Origin of the sequence: Citrobacter sp. Ce119 (assembly GCF_030334525.1) — a bacterium.
Classification (GTDB): Bacteria; Pseudomonadota; Gammaproteobacteria; order Enterobacterales; family Enterobacteriaceae; genus Citrobacter; species Citrobacter europaeus.
In genome coordinates this window covers 32,458-49,724 of record NZ_JAOWDR010000031.1, presented here as the reverse complement: position 1 = coordinate 49,724, position 17,267 = coordinate 32,458, and the positions used below count along the sequence as shown (strand labels likewise).

General features: G+C 53.7%; 20 protein-coding genes. 15 read left to right on the top strand and 5 right to left on the bottom strand.

The genetic code is table 11. The features are described from left to right. The first annotated feature begins 73 nt into the window (after positions 1-73). From OGV80_RS02455 to OGV80_RS02430, 6 genes are all read left to right on the top strand, one after another. On the top strand, positions 74-733 hold the full coding sequence (locus OGV80_RS02455; RefSeq protein WP_286513515.1) for an AzlC family ABC transporter permease: 660 nt from the start codon (positions 74-76) through the stop codon (positions 731-733). Next, the gene (locus tag OGV80_RS02450; protein WP_003847885.1) at positions 733-1,056 is read left to right on the top strand and encodes an AzlD domain-containing protein; all 324 of its coding nucleotides are present in this window, start codon (positions 733-735) and stop codon (positions 1,054-1,056) included. The genes OGV80_RS02455 and OGV80_RS02450 overlap by 1 nt, the downstream gene beginning before the upstream one ends. 182 nt (positions 1,057-1,238) lie before the next feature. Continuing rightward, positions 1,239-1,685, top strand: coding sequence for a PTS fructose transporter subunit IIA (locus OGV80_RS02445; RefSeq protein ID WP_213732174.1), 447 nt, complete (start codon positions 1,239-1,241; stop codon positions 1,683-1,685). Between the two features lie 10 nt (positions 1,686-1,695). Further along, positions 1,696-3,141, top strand: a complete 1,446-nt coding sequence (locus OGV80_RS02440; RefSeq protein ID WP_075145407.1) for a PTS fructose-like transporter subunit IIBC — start codon at positions 1,696-1,698, stop codon at positions 3,139-3,141. After that, positions 3,131-4,201: an aminopeptidase gene (locus OGV80_RS02435; RefSeq protein ID WP_213733662.1), complete on the top strand. Its 1,071-nt coding sequence runs from the start codon at positions 3,131-3,133 to the stop codon at positions 4,199-4,201. The genes OGV80_RS02440 and OGV80_RS02435 overlap by 11 nt, the downstream gene beginning before the upstream one ends. Further along, positions 4,201-5,946, top strand: coding sequence for a putative frv operon regulatory protein (locus tag OGV80_RS02430; RefSeq protein WP_286513510.1), 1,746 nt, complete (start codon positions 4,201-4,203; stop codon positions 5,944-5,946). The genes OGV80_RS02435 and OGV80_RS02430 overlap by 1 nt, the downstream gene beginning before the upstream one ends. Before the next feature lie 56 nt (positions 5,947-6,002). Here OGV80_RS02430 and OGV80_RS02425 read toward each other — a convergent pair whose 3' ends face one another. Next, positions 6,003-6,215 carry a YdgH/BhsA/McbA family protein gene (locus OGV80_RS02425; RefSeq protein ID WP_003825262.1) on the bottom strand — a complete coding sequence of 71 codons (213 nt, stop codon included), beginning with the start codon at positions 6,213-6,215 and terminating at the stop codon, positions 6,003-6,005. A 129-nt stretch (positions 6,216-6,344) separates the two neighbouring features. Here OGV80_RS02425 and OGV80_RS02420 point away from each other — a divergent pair, with 129 nt between their 5' ends. Together OGV80_RS02420 and OGV80_RS02415 are read left to right on the top strand one after the other, a co-directional pair. Then, the gene (locus OGV80_RS02420; protein ID WP_286513505.1) at positions 6,345-6,866 is read left to right on the top strand and encodes a Crp/Fnr family transcriptional regulator; all 522 of its coding nucleotides are present in this window, start codon (positions 6,345-6,347) and stop codon (positions 6,864-6,866) included. Positions 6,867-6,924: 58 nt separating this feature from the next. Then, positions 6,925-7,431, top strand: coding sequence for a YgjV family protein (locus OGV80_RS02415; protein WP_043018890.1), 507 nt, complete (start codon positions 6,925-6,927; stop codon positions 7,429-7,431). On the opposite strand, the gene fdhD is transcribed toward OGV80_RS02415, so the two are convergent. After that, positions 7,398-8,234, bottom strand: coding sequence for a formate dehydrogenase accessory sulfurtransferase FdhD (fdhD, locus tag OGV80_RS02410; RefSeq protein WP_286513502.1), 837 nt, complete (start codon positions 8,232-8,234; stop codon positions 7,398-7,400). The two genes, OGV80_RS02415 and fdhD, sit on opposite strands and share 34 nt — an antisense overlap. A 194-nt stretch (positions 8,235-8,428) precedes the next feature. Here fdhD and fdnG point away from each other — a divergent pair, with 194 nt between their 5' ends. Genes fdnG through fdhE form a run of 4 tightly spaced genes read left to right on the top strand, consistent with a single transcriptional unit; the run spans position 8,429 to position 13,952 of the window. Further along, positions 8,429-11,479: a formate dehydrogenase-N subunit alpha gene (gene fdnG, locus OGV80_RS02405; RefSeq protein ID WP_286513499.1), complete on the top strand. Its 3,051-nt coding sequence runs from the start codon at positions 8,429-8,431 to the stop codon at positions 11,477-11,479. A gap of 12 nt (positions 11,480-11,491) precedes the next feature. Then, positions 11,492-12,394 carry a formate dehydrogenase O subunit beta gene (fdoH, locus tag OGV80_RS02400; protein ID WP_003028691.1) on the top strand — a complete coding sequence of 301 codons (903 nt, stop codon included), beginning with the start codon at positions 11,492-11,494 and terminating at the stop codon, positions 12,392-12,394. After that, positions 12,391-13,026, top strand: a complete 636-nt coding sequence (fdoI, locus tag OGV80_RS02395; RefSeq protein WP_061066955.1) for a formate dehydrogenase cytochrome b556 subunit — start codon at positions 12,391-12,393, stop codon at positions 13,024-13,026. Before fdoH ends, fdoI begins: the two co-directional genes overlap by 4 nt. Beyond that, on the top strand, positions 13,023-13,952 hold the full coding sequence (gene fdhE / locus OGV80_RS02390; protein ID WP_043018887.1) for a formate dehydrogenase accessory protein FdhE: 930 nt from the start codon (positions 13,023-13,025) through the stop codon (positions 13,950-13,952). Before fdoI ends, fdhE begins: the two co-directional genes overlap by 4 nt. 36 nt (positions 13,953-13,988) lie before the next feature. Here the strand turns inward: fdhE and OGV80_RS02385 are convergent, their stop codons facing one another. Then, the gene (locus tag OGV80_RS02385; protein ID WP_087050718.1) at positions 13,989-14,363 is read right to left on the bottom strand and encodes a type II toxin-antitoxin system VapC family toxin; all 375 of its coding nucleotides are present in this window, start codon (positions 14,361-14,363) and stop codon (positions 13,989-13,991) included. Continuing rightward, on the bottom strand, positions 14,363-14,605 hold the full coding sequence (locus OGV80_RS02380) for a ribbon-helix-helix domain-containing protein (RefSeq protein ID WP_043018956.1): 243 nt from the start codon (positions 14,603-14,605) through the stop codon (positions 14,363-14,365). The genes OGV80_RS02385 and OGV80_RS02380 overlap by 1 nt, the downstream gene beginning before the upstream one ends. 205 nt (positions 14,606-14,810) lie before the next feature. Here OGV80_RS02380 and OGV80_RS02375 point away from each other — a divergent pair, with 205 nt between their 5' ends. From OGV80_RS02375 to OGV80_RS02365, 3 genes are all read left to right on the top strand, one after another. Then, a complete protein-coding gene (locus OGV80_RS02375; protein ID WP_080625903.1) occupies positions 14,811-15,719 on the top strand; it encodes an alpha/beta hydrolase in 909 nt (302 codons plus the stop codon). 64 nt (positions 15,720-15,783) lie between these two features. After that, entirely contained in the window at positions 15,784-16,026 is a 243-nt protein-coding gene (locus OGV80_RS02370; protein ID WP_003825282.1) for a type II toxin-antitoxin system ParD family antitoxin, read from the top strand. Further along, on the top strand, positions 16,019-16,306 hold the full coding sequence (locus OGV80_RS02365) for a type II toxin-antitoxin system RelE/ParE family toxin (RefSeq protein ID WP_003825284.1): 288 nt from the start codon (positions 16,019-16,021) through the stop codon (positions 16,304-16,306). Before OGV80_RS02370 ends, OGV80_RS02365 begins: the two co-directional genes overlap by 8 nt. A 5-nt stretch (positions 16,307-16,311) precedes the next feature. Here the strand turns inward: OGV80_RS02365 and fabY are convergent, their stop codons facing one another. After that, positions 16,312-17,253 carry a fatty acid biosynthesis protein FabY gene (gene fabY / locus OGV80_RS02360; RefSeq protein WP_003825286.1) on the bottom strand — a complete coding sequence of 314 codons (942 nt, stop codon included), beginning with the start codon at positions 17,251-17,253 and terminating at the stop codon, positions 16,312-16,314. Between the last annotated feature and the right edge of the window lie 14 nt (positions 17,254-17,267).

The following is a 17,267-nucleotide window of genomic DNA, read 5'->3' as shown; positions in this document are numbered from 1 at the left end:
GAATCGTTCGACTTGTAAAGTTAACTGCTCCCGTTCATTATAATGGAAATTCGTTCGATATGGCTAAAACGGTATGAAACATTATTTTTCCAGTCTCAAAGGCGACACGCTGAAAGCAATATTTCTCGTCTGTCTGGCTGTCGGCGTTGTCGGCATGTCGTACGGCTCGCTGGCGATGGCTTACGGCTTCCCGCTGTGGGTACCGTTTGTACTCTCTATTACGGTACTGGCGGGGGCGTCCGAGTTTATGTTTATCGGCATCGTCGCCAGCGGTGGTAACCCACTGGCGGCTGCGGCTGCCGGTTTACTGGTCAACGCCCGACACGTGCCGTTTGGCGTCACGGTGCGCGATCTGGTGGGCAATCGGGCCGCCTGTTTCCTCGGCTGCCATATCATGAACGACGAAAGCGTGGTTTTTGGCCTGTCGCAAAAAACGCCCGAACAACGTAAAGCCGCCTACTGGCTTTGCGGTCTGGGCGTCGCGATTTTCTGGCCTGTTGGTACACTGATCGGCGCGGGCGTCGGCAAACTGCTCCCCGCACCGGAAACCATCGGCCTGGATGCCGTCTTCCCTGCCATTCTGCTGGCTTTGGTCGTCCCGGCATTCAAAAACCGCACCACGCTGATTCGCGCCTGTAGCGGCGCCGGGCTGTCGCTTGCCGCCATTCCCTTTGCGCCGGTCGGTTTGCCAGTTCTGCTTTCACTGTTCGGCTTACTGACGAGGAAAAAATAATGGGTAACATGACGCTGTTTATCGTCGGTATCGCCATCTTATCTCTGGGAACCTATTTAATGCGTTTAGGAGGAGCGAAGCTTGGGAGCCGTTTAGCGTTCTCAGAACGCTCGCAGGCGCTGCTTTCCGACGCCGCAACGGTATTACTGTTCTCCGTGGCGCTGGCGACCACCTTTTACGAAGGCGAACATTTTGCCGGTATGGCGCGGGTTCTTGGGGTTGGCTTCGCGGTATTTCTCGCCTGGCGCAAGCTGCCGCTAATCGTGGTGATTGTTGCCGCCGCGGTGGTGACCGCGTTGTTAAGGATGGCGGGAATACACTAAAAAAATAATTACCCTGGCGAAATATTCATCAGGGTAATCGCCTGTAGCGTTGTGTGTTTTACCCCACAAAACCACGCGCTAACTCGGCCTCAAATTGTCACTCCACGCTGACATATTGCCGCTCATCTCTTCGCCATCTCGCCGTTAGAATCAAATCAAATAGTTTTAACGGAGCCCTCCACATGACAACCCTTACAGCTAACTGCATTGACATGAATATTCAGGGGAATAGCGTGTATGCCATCCTCAAGCAATTGGCAGATATGGCGTTTCAGAATGGCTATGTCTCCGATCGCAGCACTTTCCTGCAAACGCTATTGCTGCGCGAAAAGCTGCATTCCACCGGCTTTGGCTCGGGTATTGCCGTCCCGCACGGTAAGAGCGCCTGCATCAGGCAGCCCTTTGTGTTGTTCGCGCGCAAATCAGAAAACGTGGACTGGAAAGCCAGCGACGGCGAGGACGTCAACTGCTGGATCTGCCTCGGTGTACCGCAAACCGGCGAGGACGATCAGGTCAAAATCATCGGCACCCTGTGCCGCAAAATCATTCATCAGGATTTCATCGATCAACTGAAGCAAGGTGACACCAGCCAGGTGCTCGCCCTGCTTAATCAGACCTTAACCTCATAAGGAAGCGGCTATGGAGTCATCCTTACGTTTAGTGGCGATCACCAACTGTCCGGCGGGGATCGCCCACACTTATATGGTGGCAGAGGCGCTGGAGCAAAAAGCGCGCTCGCTCGGCCACACGATTAAAGTCGAAACCCAGGGCTCAAGCGGCGTCGAAAACCGCCTGAGCAATGAAGAGATTGCCGCAGCCGATTATGTCATTCTGGCCACCGGTCGCGGCCTGAGCGGCGAAGACCGGGCGCGTTTTGCCGGGAAAAAAGTCTATGAAATCGCCATTTCCCAGGCGCTAAAAAATATCGACCTGATTTTTACGCAGTTACCGACGCATTCACAACTTTTCGCCGCCGATAGCAGCGTAAAGCTGGGAAAACAGGAGGTCCAGCACGGTAGCGTAATGAGCCACCTGATGGCGGGCGTTTCCGCCGCGCTGCCGTTTGTTATCGGCGGCGGTATTCTGGTCGCCATCGCCAATATGCTGGTACAGTTCGGTTTGCCCTATACCGATATGTCGAAAGGCGCGCCGTCGTTCACCTGGATTGTTGAATCGATCGGCTATCTGGGCTTTACCTTTATGATCCCGATTATGGGGGCATATATTGCCTGGTCGATTGCCGATAAACCCGCTTTTGCCCCAGCATTTCTGGTGTGTTATCTGGCGAACGATAAAGGCCTGCTGGGTACGCAGTCCGGCGCAGGATTTCTCGGCGCGGTCGTACTCGGGCTGGCAATTGGCTACTTTGTCCTGTGGTTTCGCAAGGTTCGCCTCGGCAAAGCGCTGCAGCCGCTGCTTGGTTCTATGCTGATCCCGTTTGTCACTTTACTGGTGTTCGGCGTACTGACTTACTACGTCATCGGCCCGGTGATGTCCGACATCATGGGCGGTCTGCTGCACTTCCTGAACACCATTCCGCCATCCATGAAAATGGGCGCGGCCTTCCTCGTTGGTGCGATGCTGGCGTTTGATATGGGCGGGCCAATCAATAAAACGGCCTGGTTCTTCTGCTTCTCGCTGCTGGAAAAACATATCTATGACTGGTACGCCATCGTCGGCGTGGTGGCGCTGATGCCGCCCGTCGCGGCGGGAATCGCTACCTATTTAGCGCCCAAACTGTTTACCCAACAGGAGAAGGCCGCCGCCAGCAGTGCGATTGTCGTCGGCGCCACCGTCGCCACCGAGCCGGCCATCCCCTACGCACTGGCCGCGCCGCTGCCGATGATTACCGCCAATACGCTCTCCGGTGGCATTACCGGCATGCTGGTTATCGCCTTTGGAATCAAACGCCTCGCGCCGGGTTTAGGTATCTTTGATCCGCTGATTGGCCTGATGTCTCCGGTGGGATCATTTTACCTGGTGCTGGCTATCGGTCTGGCACTGAACATTTCGTTAATTATCATCCTGAAAGGGTTGTGGCTGAAACGTAAAGCCGCGCAGCAGGAGCTTGCCCATGAACATTGAGTTACTTCAGCAGCTATGCGAAGCCAGCGCCGTCAGCGGCGATGAACAGGAAGTTCGTACTCTTCTCATTAACGCGCTGGAATCCAGCGTCGATGAAATCACCTTCGACGGCCTCGGTAGCTTTGTCGCCCGCAAAGGCAACCGCGGGCCGAAGGTGGCGGTTGTCGGCCATATGGATGAAGTCGGCTTTATGGTCACGCATATCGACGAGAGCGGATTTTTGCGCTTCACCACCATTGGTGGTTGGTGGAGCCAGTCGATGCTCAATCATCGGGTCTCTATCCGTACCCGTAAAGGCGTTAAAATCCCTGGCATCATCGGCTCCGTGGCGCCGCATGCTTTGACGGAAAAGCAGAAACAGCAGCCGCTGACCTTTGACGAGATGTTTATCGATATTGGCGCTAACAGCCACGAAGAAGTAGAAAAATACGGGATTGCGATCGGTGACTTCATTAGCCCGGAAGCCAATTTCGCTCGCTGGGGCGAAGATAAGATCGTCGGTAAAGCGCTGGATAACCGCGTCGGCTGCGCCCTGATGGCTGAGCTTTTACAAACCGTCGATAACCCCGACATTACCCTGTACGGCGTGGGCAGCGTGGAAGAAGAGGTGGGGCTGCGCGGAGCGCAAACCTCGGCCGAGCATATCAAGCCCGACGTGGTGATCGTGCTGGATACCGCAGTTGCGGGCGATGTGCCCGGAATCGACGCCATCAAATACCCGCTCAAGCTTGGTGAGGGTCCTGGTCTGATGCTGTTCGATAAGCGCTATTTCCCGAATCAACAACTGGTCGCCACATTAAAAGAGTGTGCAGAAAGCAGCGGTGCGTCATTGCAGCTCTGTACTATGAAAACCGGGGCGACGGACGGCGGACGCTATAACGTTATGGGAGGGGGTCGTCCGGTGGCGGCACTCTGCCTGCCGACACGTTATCTCCACGCCAACAGCGGCATGATTTCCGCATCGGATTACAACGCGCTGTTTACCCTGGTGCGCGAACTGCTCACCGCGCTGACGGCCGAAAAGGTCTGCGCGCTCACTGATTTTCGCCAGGAGAGTTAATGCTATCGGAACGCCAGTTAAAGATTGTCGATCTCCTCGAACAGCAGCCGTGTTCGCTGGGCGAGCTGGCGCGGCAAACTGGCGTGTCGGGCAGAACCATCCTGCGCGATATTGATTACCTCAACTTTACCCTCAGCGGTAAGGCCCGCATTCAGCCCGGTGGTGGTGCAGGATATCAGTTGGAAATTGTCGACAGACGCGGTTATTTTCAGCTTCTGCAACGCCATGATAATGATGACCGGTTGCTGGCCTTTCTTCTGCTTAATACCTTTACACCCCGCGTACAGCTGGCTTCAGCACTCAATTTACCTGAAACATGGGTGGCCGATCGTCTCCCGCGTTTGAAACAGCGCTATGAGCGCGCCTTTTGTCTTGCCAGCCGCCCGGGAGTCGGTCATTTCATTGATGAACCAGAAGAAAAGCGCATAATCCTGCTGGCAAATCTGCTTAAAAAAGATCCACTCTTAATTCCACTGCCAGGTATTACCCGAGACAACATCGACAGGCTCAATGCAGCATGTGAAAAACTTAATGAATTCCCGTTCATCTCGGGAGAGTACCTGGCAAGTCTGGTGCTGGCAGTCTACGCCCTGCGTAATCAGCTCACCAGATCGTGGCCGGAGTGTCGGTATATATCACTGAAAAATGCGGTGGAACAAGGAGGAGTCTACCTGGGCGAAAACGCTTTCAGAACCCTGATCGGTCTTCTGGAAATCAGGCAACGTCAGGCAATGACCATCTCGGCCGATGCGGTGACCTGCTTGTTAAAAAGCGTTCCCGGCATTGCCGCGTTGAACGTTATCGATGCCCAACTGGTTGAAAATATTACCGGCCACCTGCTGAGATGCGTCTCTGCCCCGGTTTGGGTACCGGAGCATCGCCAGAGCAGTATGCATAACCTGAAGTCTACCTGGCCTGCCGCTTTCGATTTGAGTTTGCGTTTTATCGCCCTGTTGCGCGAAAAACTGGATATCCTGCTGTTCGATAGCGATCTCATCGGGCTTTACTTCGCCTGTGCGCTGGAGCGGCATCAAAACGAGCGTCAGCCGGTCATTTTATTATCCGACCAGAATGCTATCGCCACCATCAACCAACAGGCTATTGAGCGGGATGTCCTGAATTGTCGGGTGATCATTGCGCGAAATACAAGTGAAGTCAGCGCCATCAGCGAAGAAATCACCCCGCTGTTAATCGTCAACAATAGTCACTATCTGCTTGATGAATCTCTAAAAAATACATTAACTATCAAGAATATTATCACCGCAGCGGGTACCGAGCAGATCAAACACTTTCTTGCGACGGCCTTTATCCGCCAGCAGCCCGAACGTTTCTTTTTACAGCAGGGCTGCTTCCATTACGCCAATATGAAGGCCGAAAGCTGGCAGAGTATCATCGGTCGGATCTGCGGCCAGCTTGTGGCTCAGGGCCATATCACTGAGGACGAAGCGCTACGCATTTGCGCCCGGGAGCATGAAGGTGAAAACCTGATAGTGAATCGCCTGGCGATTCCTCATTGCTGGAGCGAACAGGAGCGTCGTTTCCGCGGTTTCTTTATCACCCTCGCGCAGCCCATTTTGGTGAATAACGAACCGGTCAGTCATGTCCTGATCGCCTGTGCCGCCGCTGAGGCGCGGCATGAACTAAAAATCTTCAGTTATTTATCCAGCGTACTGAGCAGCCATCAGGCTGATACTATTGCGGGATTGACCGGATATGAAGCGTTTATTGCATTGCTCAGGCAGTAAATATCAGAAATGAAAAAAGCGCCTCAAGGGCGCTCTTTCGACAGTACTAAGGTATCTTATTTCAGCAGTTCTGCGGTCATGTGCACGCGGTTGCCGGTGTAAGCCTGAGTGATTTTATAATCGCTGGCGCCTGCACGTTCAGCCTGAGCGGCAATTTTTGCTTCAGCGCTTTCCAGCGTAGAACCGGTTGCGGTAACGGTCTGAGCAGCGAAAGAACCGAAAGAAGTAGCCAGAGCGATAACTGCGACAAAAGTTTTGATGCTTTTCATGATATAAACCCTTTAACTAAGTTGTTTGAGTAAGGCACCGTGCCTTGATGTGATAAATAATAGGCTGATACTCGAACAACTAAAAGCGGAATGATTTGCCAGTCTTATTCAAATTATTTGAGAGATAAGATGTCACATAATCGGGAATCACAATGGCTTGCAGGCAGCCGAAGAAAAACGCAACCGGCGGGAAGTTGGTTACTGCGTCAGGGTGAACCGCAAAGTAAAATTCATCTTTTACATCATGGCGTTGCACGTGCGGTGTATCACGCAGACAGTGGCGTTGAAAGGGTTAAAGAGTTCTACTTTGCCGGGGAATACTGCTTTTTGTACCTGAACTGGCTAACCAACACGCCTGCTGATTACAGTCTGCAAATGATCGCCGCTGGCGAAACCAGTGAAATACCGCTGGCGTTGCTGGATGCGCCGGAAAATCAGGATATTAGGACCCAGCTATCGGTCCAGCAGTTGATCTATAAAGAGAAAAAAGAACAAATGCTGCTGCTCAATACCCCAGAGCAACGCTACCAGTACGTACAAACACACTTCCCGGACTGGGAGTCGCAACTCACTCAGCGCGATCTCGCCAACTATATCGGCATTACTCCCGTTAGCCTGTCTCGTATTCGCCAGCGTCTTAACAAAGGTTAACGCCTTACGTTGATGCGTCGATTATTGTCCCGTCACTCTTCAATTGTTGGCGCACATTATGAACGCATTTCTCCTCTCTCAGATTCTGGCTGGCATCAGCTTTTTGCTGGATATTTCCGCTTTTCATTTTCAGCGCCGGGCTATCACCTTATCTCTGCTCACCAGTTCCACTTCCCTGTTGGCTATCCATTTCTATCTTTTGGATCAACACGCAGCGGCTGGGTTAATGATCATTGCCGCATGCCGCTACGCGACGGCCATCGTCACGTTTCACCGCTGGGCGATGTGGGGATTTATGCTGGGATCGCTGCTGTGTAGCGTTTATCTTTGGCAAAATCTGTCGAGTATTTTGCCGCTGATGGGAAGCCTGCTAATGACCTTTGCGTCGTTTCAAAAACGAAGCGGAAAATTACGGGGTTACACATTGTGCGGTAGCCTGTGTTGGCTACTGAACAATGTGATTGTCGGCTCGCCAGTTGCCGTAATCATGGAACTGGCATTTTCAGGCAGCATTCTGGCTGCCTGGTGGCGTCACAGCGCGATCAGACGTTGCGGATGCGTGTAGACCGTCGCCCTGCCCGGTTTGCAAAAACCCACCAGCGTCAGGTTACAGCGTTCGGCAACTTCCACGGCAAGCGTGGTCGCCGCAGAGACGGCAAACAGAATTTCCACGCCGCACATTGCCGACTTCTGCACCATCTCGTAGCTGGCGCGGCTGGAGACTAATACTGCGCCTTGCTGCCAGACCTCCCCTTCGATTGCGCGTCGCCCCAGCAGTTTATCCAGCGCAACATGACGCCCGACATCTTCATGCCCACCCGCCAGATGACCTGACGGCTGAACCCAGGCAGCCGCGTGCGTGCAGCCTGTCAGTTGCCCAACAGGTTGGAAATCAGGGAGATGCCGTAAAGCGTTATCGAGATGCCCCAGATCGAATGTCTGGGTAAACGGCAGCGGCTGGACCGGCTTGCCAATATCATTAAGCTGTTCCACACCACAAACACCGCAGCCGGTGCGACCGGCCAGAGCGCGACGACGTTCTTTCAGCCCCATAAAGCGACGGCTGGACAACTCAACCTGCACTTCCAATCCGTTGCAGGAAGGCACTACGTCCATCGCGTAAATATCTTGTGGGGACTCAATGATGCCCTCAGAAAGTGAAAAACCTATCGCGAAATGCTCAAGATCTTTCGGTGATGCCATCATCACCACGTGTGAAATCCCGTTGTATACCAGCGCTACAGGCACTTCTTCAGCTACCTCATCAGGCTGAGGATGTTGCAAATCCTCGCGTTTCCAGAGGGTCAACTGACGAGATCCTGTCGGAGATGTCACATTCTTGATGTTTTCTTGAATAATCTTATTCACTTTCTTTTAACCATATTGGAACACACATACCAACATTGTGGTATTCTTTACAAACCCCTCCTGGACGGAGGGAAATTCACCCAATTCTGGACCTTTGCGGTCCCGTCCGCAAAGAAAAATAACAACCACTTCCCTCGCGTTCGCGTTATAGAAAAGCGAAGGGAACGTGACAATGTCGAAACAAGGAGCGAACCATGCAGGTCAGCAGAAGGCAGTTCTTTAAGATCTGCGCTGGCGGTATGGCAGGCACCACGGCAGCGGCACTGGGCTTTGCACCCGGCGTAGCGCTCGCGGAAACACGGCAATATAAACTGCTGCGCACCCGTGAAACCCGTAACACCTGCACTTACTGTTCCGTTGGCTGTGGACTGTTAATGTACAGCCTCGGTGACGGAGCTAAAAACGCCAAAGCATCCATCTTCCATATCGAAGGGGACCCGGATCACCCGGTGAACCGTGGCGCGCTGTGCCCGAAAGGGGCAGGACTTGTGGACTTCATCCACTCCGAAAGCCGCCTGAAATTCCCGGAATACCGCGCACCAGGCTCTGATAAGTGGCAACAGATTAGCTGGGATGAGGCATTTGACCGCATCGCTAAGCTGATGAAAGAAGACCGCGACGCTAACTACGTTGCACAAAACGCCGAAGGCGTAACCGTTAACCGCTGGCTTTCCACCGGGATGCTGTGTGCTTCCGCTTCCAGTAACGAAACCGGCTATTTAACGCAAAAATTCTCCCGCGCGCTCGGTATGCTCGCGGTCGACAACCAGGCACGCGTCTGACACGGACCAACGGTAGCAAGTCTTGCTCCAACATTTGGTCGCGGTGCGATGACCAACCACTGGGTCGACATTAAAAACGCTAACCTCGTTGTGGTGATGGGCGGTAACGCCGCTGAAGCTCACCCGGTCGGATTCCGCTGGGCGATGGAAGCCAAAATTCACAACGGCGCGAAGCTGATTGTTATCGATCCGCGCTTTACGCGAACCGCCGCGGTAGCTGATTTCTATGCTCCGATTCGTTCCGGTACTGACATTGCTTTCCTGTCAGGCGTCTTGCTGTACCTGCTGAACAACGAAAAATTCAACCGCGAATACACTGAGGCCTATACCAACGCCAGCCTGATCGTGCGTGAGGATTACGGTTTCGAAGATGGCCTGTTCACCGGCTACGACGCGGATAAACGCAAGTATGACAAAACCAGCTGGAACTACGAACTGGATGAAAAAGGCTTCGCCAAACGCGACGTCACCCTGCAACATCCGCGCTGCGTGTGGAACCTGCTGAAACAGCACGTCTCCCGCTACACGCCGGACGTCGTAGAAAACATCTGCGGGACGCCAAAGGCCGACTTCCTGAAGGTCTGTGAGTACATCGCAGAAACAAGCGCCAAAGATAAAACCGCGTCGTTCCTGTACGCCCTGGGCTGGACGCAACACTCCGTGGGTGCGCAGAACATCCGTACCATGGCGATGATCCAGTTGCTGCTTGGCAATATGGGGATGGCAGGCGGCGGCGTTAACGCCCTGCGCGGTCACTCCAACATTCAGGGTTTGACCGACTTAGGCCTGCTGTCACAAAGCCTGCCTGGCTATATGACGCTGCCGAGCGAAAAACAGACTGACCTGCAAACCTATCTTGCCGCCAACACACCAAAACCGTTGCTGGAAGGTCAGGTGAACTACTGGGGCAACTATCCGAAATTCTTCGTTTCGATGATGAAAGCCTTCTTTGGCGATAAAGCGACAGCAGAAAACAGCTGGGGCTTCGACTGGCTGCCGAAGTGGGATAAAGGGTACGACGTCCTGCAGTACTTCGAGATGATGAACCAGGGCAAAGTGAATGGCTATATCTGCCAGGGCTTTAACCCGGTCGCGTCATTCCCGAATAAAAACAAAGTTGTGGCTTCACTGTCCAAACTGAAGTTCCTGGTCACTATCGACCCACTCAACACTGAGACTTCCACCTTCTGGCAGAACCACGGTGAGTCGAACGATGTTGACCCGTCGAAAATCCAGACCGAAGTATTCCGTCTGCCATCCACCTGCTTCGCCGAAGAGAATGGTTCTATCGTCAACTCCGGTCGCTGGCTGCAGTGGCACTGGAAAGGCGCTGATGCCCCAGGGATTGCCGTTACCGATGGCGAAATCCTCGCTGGTATCTTCTTACGCCTGCGTAAGATGTATGCCGAGCAGGGTGGCGCGAACCCGGAACAGGTGCTGAGCATGACCTGGAACTACTCCACCCCACACGAACCGGCTTCGGAAGAAGTGGCGATGGAGAGTAACGGTAAAGCGCTGGCCGACATTACCGACCCGGCAACCGGTGCGGTTATCGTCAAGAAAGGCCAACAGCTTAGCTCGTTCGCCCAACTGCGTGACGATGGCACGACCTCCAGCGGCTGCTGGATTTTTGCCGGTAGCTGGACGCCGGAAGGCAACCAGATGGCACGTCGCGATAATGCCGACCCGTCAGGCCTTGGCAATACGCTGGGCTGGGCATGGGCGTGGCCGCTCAACCGACGTATTCTGTACAACCGCGCCTCTGCTGACCCGCAGGGGAATCCGTGGGATCCAAAACGTCAGCTCCTGAAATGGGACGGGGCAAAATGGAGCGGGATGGATATTCCGGACTACAGCGCCGCCGCACCGGGCAGCAATGTTGGGCCGTTCATCATGCAGCCGGAAGGGATGGGACGCCTGTTTGCTATCGATAAGATGGCGGAAGGTCCGTTCCCGGAACACTACGAGCCGTTTGAAACGCCGCTGGGCACTAACCCGCTGCACCCGAACGTTATCTCTAACCCTGCCGCACGTATCTTTAAAGGTGACGCGGAAGCACTGGGTAAAGCAGATAAGTTCCCGTACGTCGGTACGACCTACCGTCTGACCGAGCACTTCCACTACTGGACCAAGCACGCGCTGCTGAACGCCATCGCTCAGCCGGAACAGTTTGTGGAAATTGGCGAGAAGCTGGCGAATAAGCTCGGTATCTCCCATGGCGATACCGTCAAAGTCTCCTCTAACCGCGGCTACATTAAGGCCAAAGCGGTGGTGACTAAACGTATTCGCACGCTGAAGGCTAACGGTAAGGATATCGACACTATCGGTATTCCGATTCACTGGGGCTACGAAGGTGTGGCGAAAAAAGGCTTTATCGCTAACACGTTAACGCCATTCGTCGGTGATGCGAACACGCAGACGCCGGAATTTAAGTCCTTCCTCGTGAACGTGGAAAAGGTGTAACGGAGACGACCTATGGCTTATCAATCGCAAGACATCATTCGTCGTTCCGCCACTAACGGTTTCACCCCCGCGCCTCAGGCGCGGGACCATCAGGAAGAGGTGGCGAAGCTTATCGACGTCACCACCTGTATCGGCTGTAAAGCGTGTCAGGTGGCGTGTTCTGAATGGAACGACATCCGTGATGAAGTGGGTAACAACGTTGGGGTGTACGACAACCCGGCTGATTTGACCGCTAAATCCTGGACGGTAATGCGCTTCTCAGAAGTGGAACAAAACGACAAACTGGAATGGCTTATCCGCAAGGATGGCTGTATGCACTGTGCCGATCCGGGCTGCCTGAAGGCGTGTCCGGCTGAAGGCGCAATCATTCAGTATGCCAACGGGATCGTCGACTTCCAGTCCGAGCAGTGCATCGGCTGTGGCTACTGTATCGCGGGCTGTCCGTTCGACGTACCGCGCCTCAACCCGGAAGACAACCGCGTCTACAAATGTACGCTGTGCGTTGACCGCGTGGTGGTCGGGCAAGAACCGGCCTGCGTGAAAACCTGCCCAACCGGCGCCATTCATTTCGGCACCAAAGAGTCGATGAAAACGCTGGCCGGCGAGCGCGTAGCGGAGCTGAAAACGCGTGGTTACGAAAACGCGGGTCTGTACGATCCGGCAGGCGTTGGCGGTACGCACGTAATGTACGTATTGCACCATGCCGACAAGCCGAATCTGTACCACGGTCTGCCGGAGAACCCGGAAATCAGCGCCACCGTGAAATTCTGGAAAGGCATCTGGAAACCTCTCGCAGCCGTCGGCTTTGCAGCGACATTTGCGGCCAGTATCTTCCACTACGTCGGCGTAGGCCCGAACCGTGCGGAAGAGGAAGAAGACAATCTGCATGAAGAAAAAGACGAGGTGCGCAAATGAAACGACGTGACACCATCGTGCGCTACACGGCGCCGGAACGCATCAACCACTGGGTAACCGCCTTCTGCTTCATTCTGGCGGCAGTGAGCGGGATGGGCTTTCTCTTCCCATCTTTTAACTGGCTGATGCACATCATGGGCACTCCGCAACTGGCGCGAATTGTGCACCCGTTTGTCGGCGTGATCATGTTTGCCTCGTTTATCATCATGTTTTTCCGTTACTGGCACCACAATCTAATCAATCGGGATGATATCTTTTGGGCGAAGAATATTCGTAAGATTGTCGTCAACGAGGAAGTAGGTGACACGGGACGTTATAACTTCGGCCAGAAATGCGTATTCTGGGCGGCGATTATCTTCCTGGTCCTGTTGCTGGTGAGCGGAGTGGTCATCTGGCGTCCGTATTTTGCGCCTGCTTTCTCAATCCCGGTGATCCGATTCGCGTTAATGCTGCATTCATTTGCCGCAGTAGCGTTAATTGTGGTTATCATGGTGCACATTTACGCCGCCCTTTGGGTGAAAGGCACCATTACCGCGATGGTGGAAGGATGGGTTACCAGCTCATGGGCGAAGAAACATCACCCGCGCTGGTACCGTGAAGTCCGCCAGAAACAGGAAAAGTCATCTGAATGAGTATTCGCATAATCCCGCAAGATGAGCTGGAGAAGAGCGAGAAACGCACGGCGGATATGATTCCGCCGTTATTATTCCCCAGACTCAAAAATTTGTATAACCGCCGCGCTGAGCGTCTGCGCGAGCTGGCCGAGAACAACCCGCTTGGCGATTATCTGCGCTTTGCCGCGCTGATCGCACACGCGCAGGAAGTGGTGTTGTACGACCATCCGCTGCAGATAGATCTGACCGCTCGCATCAAAGAAGCGAACGATCAGGGCAAACCGCCGCTGGACATTCACGTCCTGCCACGCGACAAGCACTGGCAAAAACTGCTGCAATCGTTAATTGCTGAGCTGAAGCCGGAGATGAGCGGCCCTGCGCTAGCCGTGATCGAGAATCTGGAAAAAGCCTCAGAGCAGGAACTGGAGCTGATGGCCAGCGCGCTGTTTGCCTCTGATTTCGCCTCCGTCAGCAGCGACAAAGCGCCGTTCATTTGGGCTGCCCTGTCGCTCTACTGGGCGCAGATGGCAAGCCTGATCCCCGGCAAAGCCCGTGCGGAATACGGTGAACAGCGTCAGTACTGCCCGGTGTGTGGTTCAATGCCGGTCTCCAGCATGGTGCAAATCGGTACCACTCAGGGGCTGCGCTATCTGCACTGCAACCTGTGCGAAACCGAGTGGCACGTGGTGCGCGTGAAGTGCAGCAACTGCGAACAGAGCCGTGATTTGAACTACTGGTCGCTGGATAACGAACAGGCAGCGATTAAAGCTGAAAGCTGCGGCGACTGCGGGACTTACCTGAAGATTCTCTATCAGGAAAAAGACCCGAAAGTTGAGGCAGTAGCTGACGATCTCGCTTCACTGATGCTGGACGCTCACATGGAGCAAGAGGGCTTCGCCCGCAGCTCCATCAACCCGTTCTTATTCCCGGGTGAAGGGGAGTAAGTTCTCCGTACCACCGGGCGGCGTAGGTCGCCCGGGTTATAACGCATACGGCGTGACCACGCCTGATATGCCTGCAAAATCCTTGGTATTACGCGTAACCAATGTAAGACGATGAATCTGCGCAGTGGCCAAAATAATGGCATCCGGCAATTTCATCCCATGCTCCTGTCTGATACTCACGCTTCGTTCAGCAATATCCTGTGAAATGTCGATCACGTTAAAAGCGCCTAGCGCAACGCGAGTAAGGGCTTCCTGATGGTATTTTTTTGCGCCCACCATCACCTCCATCCATGTAATGAGGCTGATTGCATTCTGCGGCGGCCATGTTTCTAGCGCTAGTTTTGCTTCATTTCTCCCGCTAAAAAGGTCGATGAGGATGTTGGTATCAAAAAGAGCTGATCCTTTGACCATTACCATTCCTCACGGAGTTTACGCTGGTATTCAACACCATCTTCCTCACAGCCTTGCCACAGCCCAAGAGCACGTGAAATTGTTGTTTCAGCCTGATCCTGCCTCTCAAGATACTGTTCAACGGCCTCCCGTAAGAGTTCTGCTCGCGGCAGGTTGCGCTGAACCTTGAGATCATCAAGACGTTTAATCACCTCATCTGATAAATCGAGTAAAATTCTGCCCATATCCATCCCAGCCATCATACTCACATATACCTCCAGTATATCATCAGTGATTAATTTCCACACAACATACACCTGAGAAAAGTGGGAAAGTAGCCTTCACGCGAACGTTTTTTATTTTTGCGAGCTGCTTTCCAGAATCATACCCGCCCCCTTTTTTCCCATTTTCATTCGTGAGTATCCAGGTTATAAAACTGTATATATATACAGATAAGGAGAATAATAAATGGCACTGGAAAACGGGATTGCACAGCTTGTTGAGGCATTTATCGCGGCGGGACGCCCTTCTTCACGCGAGCAGAATATTGATGACCGGAGAGCAGGCTACATCGCCAGCACTGCACTGGCAGGAGAAACTGAAACCCGCGTACAGGTTGAAGATATTGAACTCGATGCCATGACGTTTCGCGTTGTTTCGCCGCGGGGCAGCACAGGAAATCTCCCCTGCGTTATCTATTATCACGGCGGCTGCTTTGTCAGCGGTGGATTCGCCACCCATGATAATCAGCTAAGGCAGCTCGCGTGGTACAGCGGCTGTCGGGTGATTGCGGTGCAATATCGCCTCGCACCAGAGCACACCTTCCCGGCAGCGCATAACGATGCTGAATCGGGGGCCAATATTATCTGGAAGTATGCCCAGAAACTGGGAGTCGACCGCAGCAACATTACGCTTGCCGGTGACAGCGCGGGCGGGCATCTGGCGCTGGTCACCGCACTACGCCTGAAAGCTAGCGGACAATGGCAACCTGCGCAGCTTATGTTGATCTACCCGATGCTGGACGCAACCGTCAGGTTTGCGAGCTATGACCATAATGGACAGGATTACATTATCACCCGCGACACGCTGCTGTCGGGCTACGAGATGTATATGCCGCAAACCGATCCACTGCATCCCGAAGTCAGCCCACTCTGGCGCGAAGACTTCAACGGTTTGCCGCCCACGCACATCATTACAGCTGAATTCGACCCACTGCGAGATGAAGGCGAGGCCCTGTATCAACGGTTCCAGGAGCAGGGCGTGGAGTGCACTTGCCAACGCTATCTCGGCGTTATCCACGGATTTTTCCAGTTGGCTGGGGTGAGTCAGGCAGCACGAAGCATTATGCGGGATGTGGCCTGGCGGCTAGGTCAGTAAGGTTGTTCATGTTTTCGTCCACGGGTGCTATCTTGTGTGAATAGATAACACAAAGGACAAACCTATGCCCAGAACTACCAGCATTACGATTGGCGAGCATCTCGATCGTTTTATTAACGAAATGATTGAAAGTGGGCGCTATGGTTCCACCAGCGAAGTTGTCCGTTCAGCATTACGTTTACTGGAAGAACAAGAATTGCGAAACAACGCATTACGCGACGCGCTGGAGGATGGGATACACAGCGGCACAAGCGACCTGACTCTACAGGAGGTCGCGCACAGGAAAAAGCGCAGTCTGAATGTATAAACTCTCTAATCAGGCAGTCGAAGACTTTGAATCTATCTATGAATACACCTGGAGAAAATTCGGTTATCAGCAGGCGGATAAATACACGACTGAGATGGAACAGCTTTTTTTACTGTTAGAGAAAAACGCTTTGATGGGACACAACTGTTCTGCGATTAAGGAAGGTACCCGTCAATACAATCATCGACAGCATGCGATTTTTTATCAAAATGCGGATTATGGCATTTTCATAATCCGCATTTTACATCAGCAAATGAACCCAATATTGCATTTCAGCTAGAAGGCCTACTCTTCCTCGTTCCCGCCTTCTTCATATGCGCCAAACGGTTTTGCGGGTAGCACAATGTAGGTGCCTTCAAACACCACGCCCGGCGTGTCATCGCCAAATACCCCGACCTGCATCTGAACGCGCGCCTTGCGGCCTCTTGCCAGACGGTCCAGGTCACCGCTCAGCGAGCCCAGGTCGGCGATGGCGGTAGGCTTCCCGGTGATCGGCCTGCTGTATCGGATATGCGCGTCCGCGAGGATTATGGTCCCGCCCAGATGACGCTCGCGCAACATTAGCCAGATAAGCCCCCAGCCCGTTAACGTCGCCAGTGAAAACAGGCTTCCGGCAAACAGCGTATGGTGCGGGTTCTGATTACCGGTCTCGGGCATCGTGGTAATAAATTTCTGCCCGGTGTACTGCTGAATGCGCACGCCCATTTTCTCACTCAAGGGAATATGTTCGTACCAGGCTTGCTGTAACTGTCCGCACCAGTCGCCGCGATGGAGAATATCGTCCAGCGTCGCGATGGGCTTAATCATCAAAAAGTGGCGCACCGGTGTGGTTTGCGGCGTGGTGATTTCTCCCTGGCTCACAAACCCAAGTTTGGCGAAAAATTCGACCGCATCTTCACGGGCGCTACAGGTTACGCGCTTTACCCCTTCCTGACGCGCCACAGACTCCAGGGTCATCGCCATCAGCGTGCCCAACCCTTTCTCCTGTACGGAGGGGTCTACGGCCATAAAGCGTATCGAGGCTTCGTTATCCGCATTGATATACAAACGCCCAACCGCGACCAGATTCCCCTCTTCGTCCACCACCATCTGGTGATGCGCCATCGCATCCCAGGCATCCCGTTCGGAGCCTTTGGGCTGGTGCAAGGGTTTACGCAGCATCTCCCAGCGAAACTGGTAGTAACGCTCCAATTCTTCTTCTGTTTGCGGTACTCGAAGGTGATACATAGTCGTATTCTCTC

What these genes read in the sequence shown, in the direction of transcription:
- OGV80_RS02370 (WP_003825282.1), top strand. Translation starts at nt 15,784, where the DNA reads ATGCCCAGAACTACCAGCATTACGATTGGCGAGCATCTCGATCGTTTT.
- fdoI (WP_061066955.1), top strand. Translation starts at nt 12,391, where the DNA reads ATGAAACGACGTGACACCATCGTGCGCTACACGGCGCCGGAACGCATC.
- OGV80_RS02440 (WP_075145407.1), top strand. Translation starts at nt 1,696, where the DNA reads ATGGAGTCATCCTTACGTTTAGTGGCGATCACCAACTGTCCGGCGGGG.
- OGV80_RS02445 (WP_213732174.1), top strand. Translation starts at nt 1,239, where the DNA reads ATGACAACCCTTACAGCTAACTGCATTGACATGAATATTCAGGGGAAT.
- OGV80_RS02375 (WP_080625903.1), top strand. Translation starts at nt 14,811, where the DNA reads ATGGCACTGGAAAACGGGATTGCACAGCTTGTTGAGGCATTTATCGCG.
- fdoH (WP_003028691.1), top strand. Translation starts at nt 11,492, where the DNA reads ATGGCTTATCAATCGCAAGACATCATTCGTCGTTCCGCCACTAACGGT.
- OGV80_RS02450 (WP_003847885.1), top strand. Translation starts at nt 733, where the DNA reads ATGGGTAACATGACGCTGTTTATCGTCGGTATCGCCATCTTATCTCTG.
- OGV80_RS02385 (WP_087050718.1), bottom strand. Translation starts at nt 14,363, where the DNA reads ATGGTCAAAGGATCAGCTCTTTTTGATACCAACATCCTCATCGACCTT.
- OGV80_RS02365 (WP_003825284.1), top strand. Translation starts at nt 16,019, where the DNA reads ATGTATAAACTCTCTAATCAGGCAGTCGAAGACTTTGAATCTATCTAT.
- OGV80_RS02435 (WP_213733662.1), top strand. Translation starts at nt 3,131, where the DNA reads ATGAACATTGAGTTACTTCAGCAGCTATGCGAAGCCAGCGCCGTCAGC.
- OGV80_RS02430 (WP_286513510.1), top strand. Translation starts at nt 4,201, where the DNA reads ATGCTATCGGAACGCCAGTTAAAGATTGTCGATCTCCTCGAACAGCAG.
- fabY (WP_003825286.1), bottom strand. Translation starts at nt 17,253, where the DNA reads ATGTATCACCTTCGAGTACCGCAAACAGAAGAAGAATTGGAGCGTTAC.
- OGV80_RS02420 (WP_286513505.1), top strand. Translation starts at nt 6,345, where the DNA reads ATGTCACATAATCGGGAATCACAATGGCTTGCAGGCAGCCGAAGAAAA.
- fdhE (WP_043018887.1), top strand. Translation starts at nt 13,023, where the DNA reads ATGAGTATTCGCATAATCCCGCAAGATGAGCTGGAGAAGAGCGAGAAA.
- OGV80_RS02425 (WP_003825262.1), bottom strand. Translation starts at nt 6,215, where the DNA reads ATGAAAAGCATCAAAACTTTTGTCGCAGTTATCGCTCTGGCTACTTCT.
- OGV80_RS02380 (WP_043018956.1), bottom strand. Translation starts at nt 14,605, where the DNA reads ATGATGGCTGGGATGGATATGGGCAGAATTTTACTCGATTTATCAGAT.
- OGV80_RS02455 (WP_286513515.1), top strand. Translation starts at nt 74, where the DNA reads ATGAAACATTATTTTTCCAGTCTCAAAGGCGACACGCTGAAAGCAATA.
- OGV80_RS02415 (WP_043018890.1), top strand. Translation starts at nt 6,925, where the DNA reads ATGAACGCATTTCTCCTCTCTCAGATTCTGGCTGGCATCAGCTTTTTG.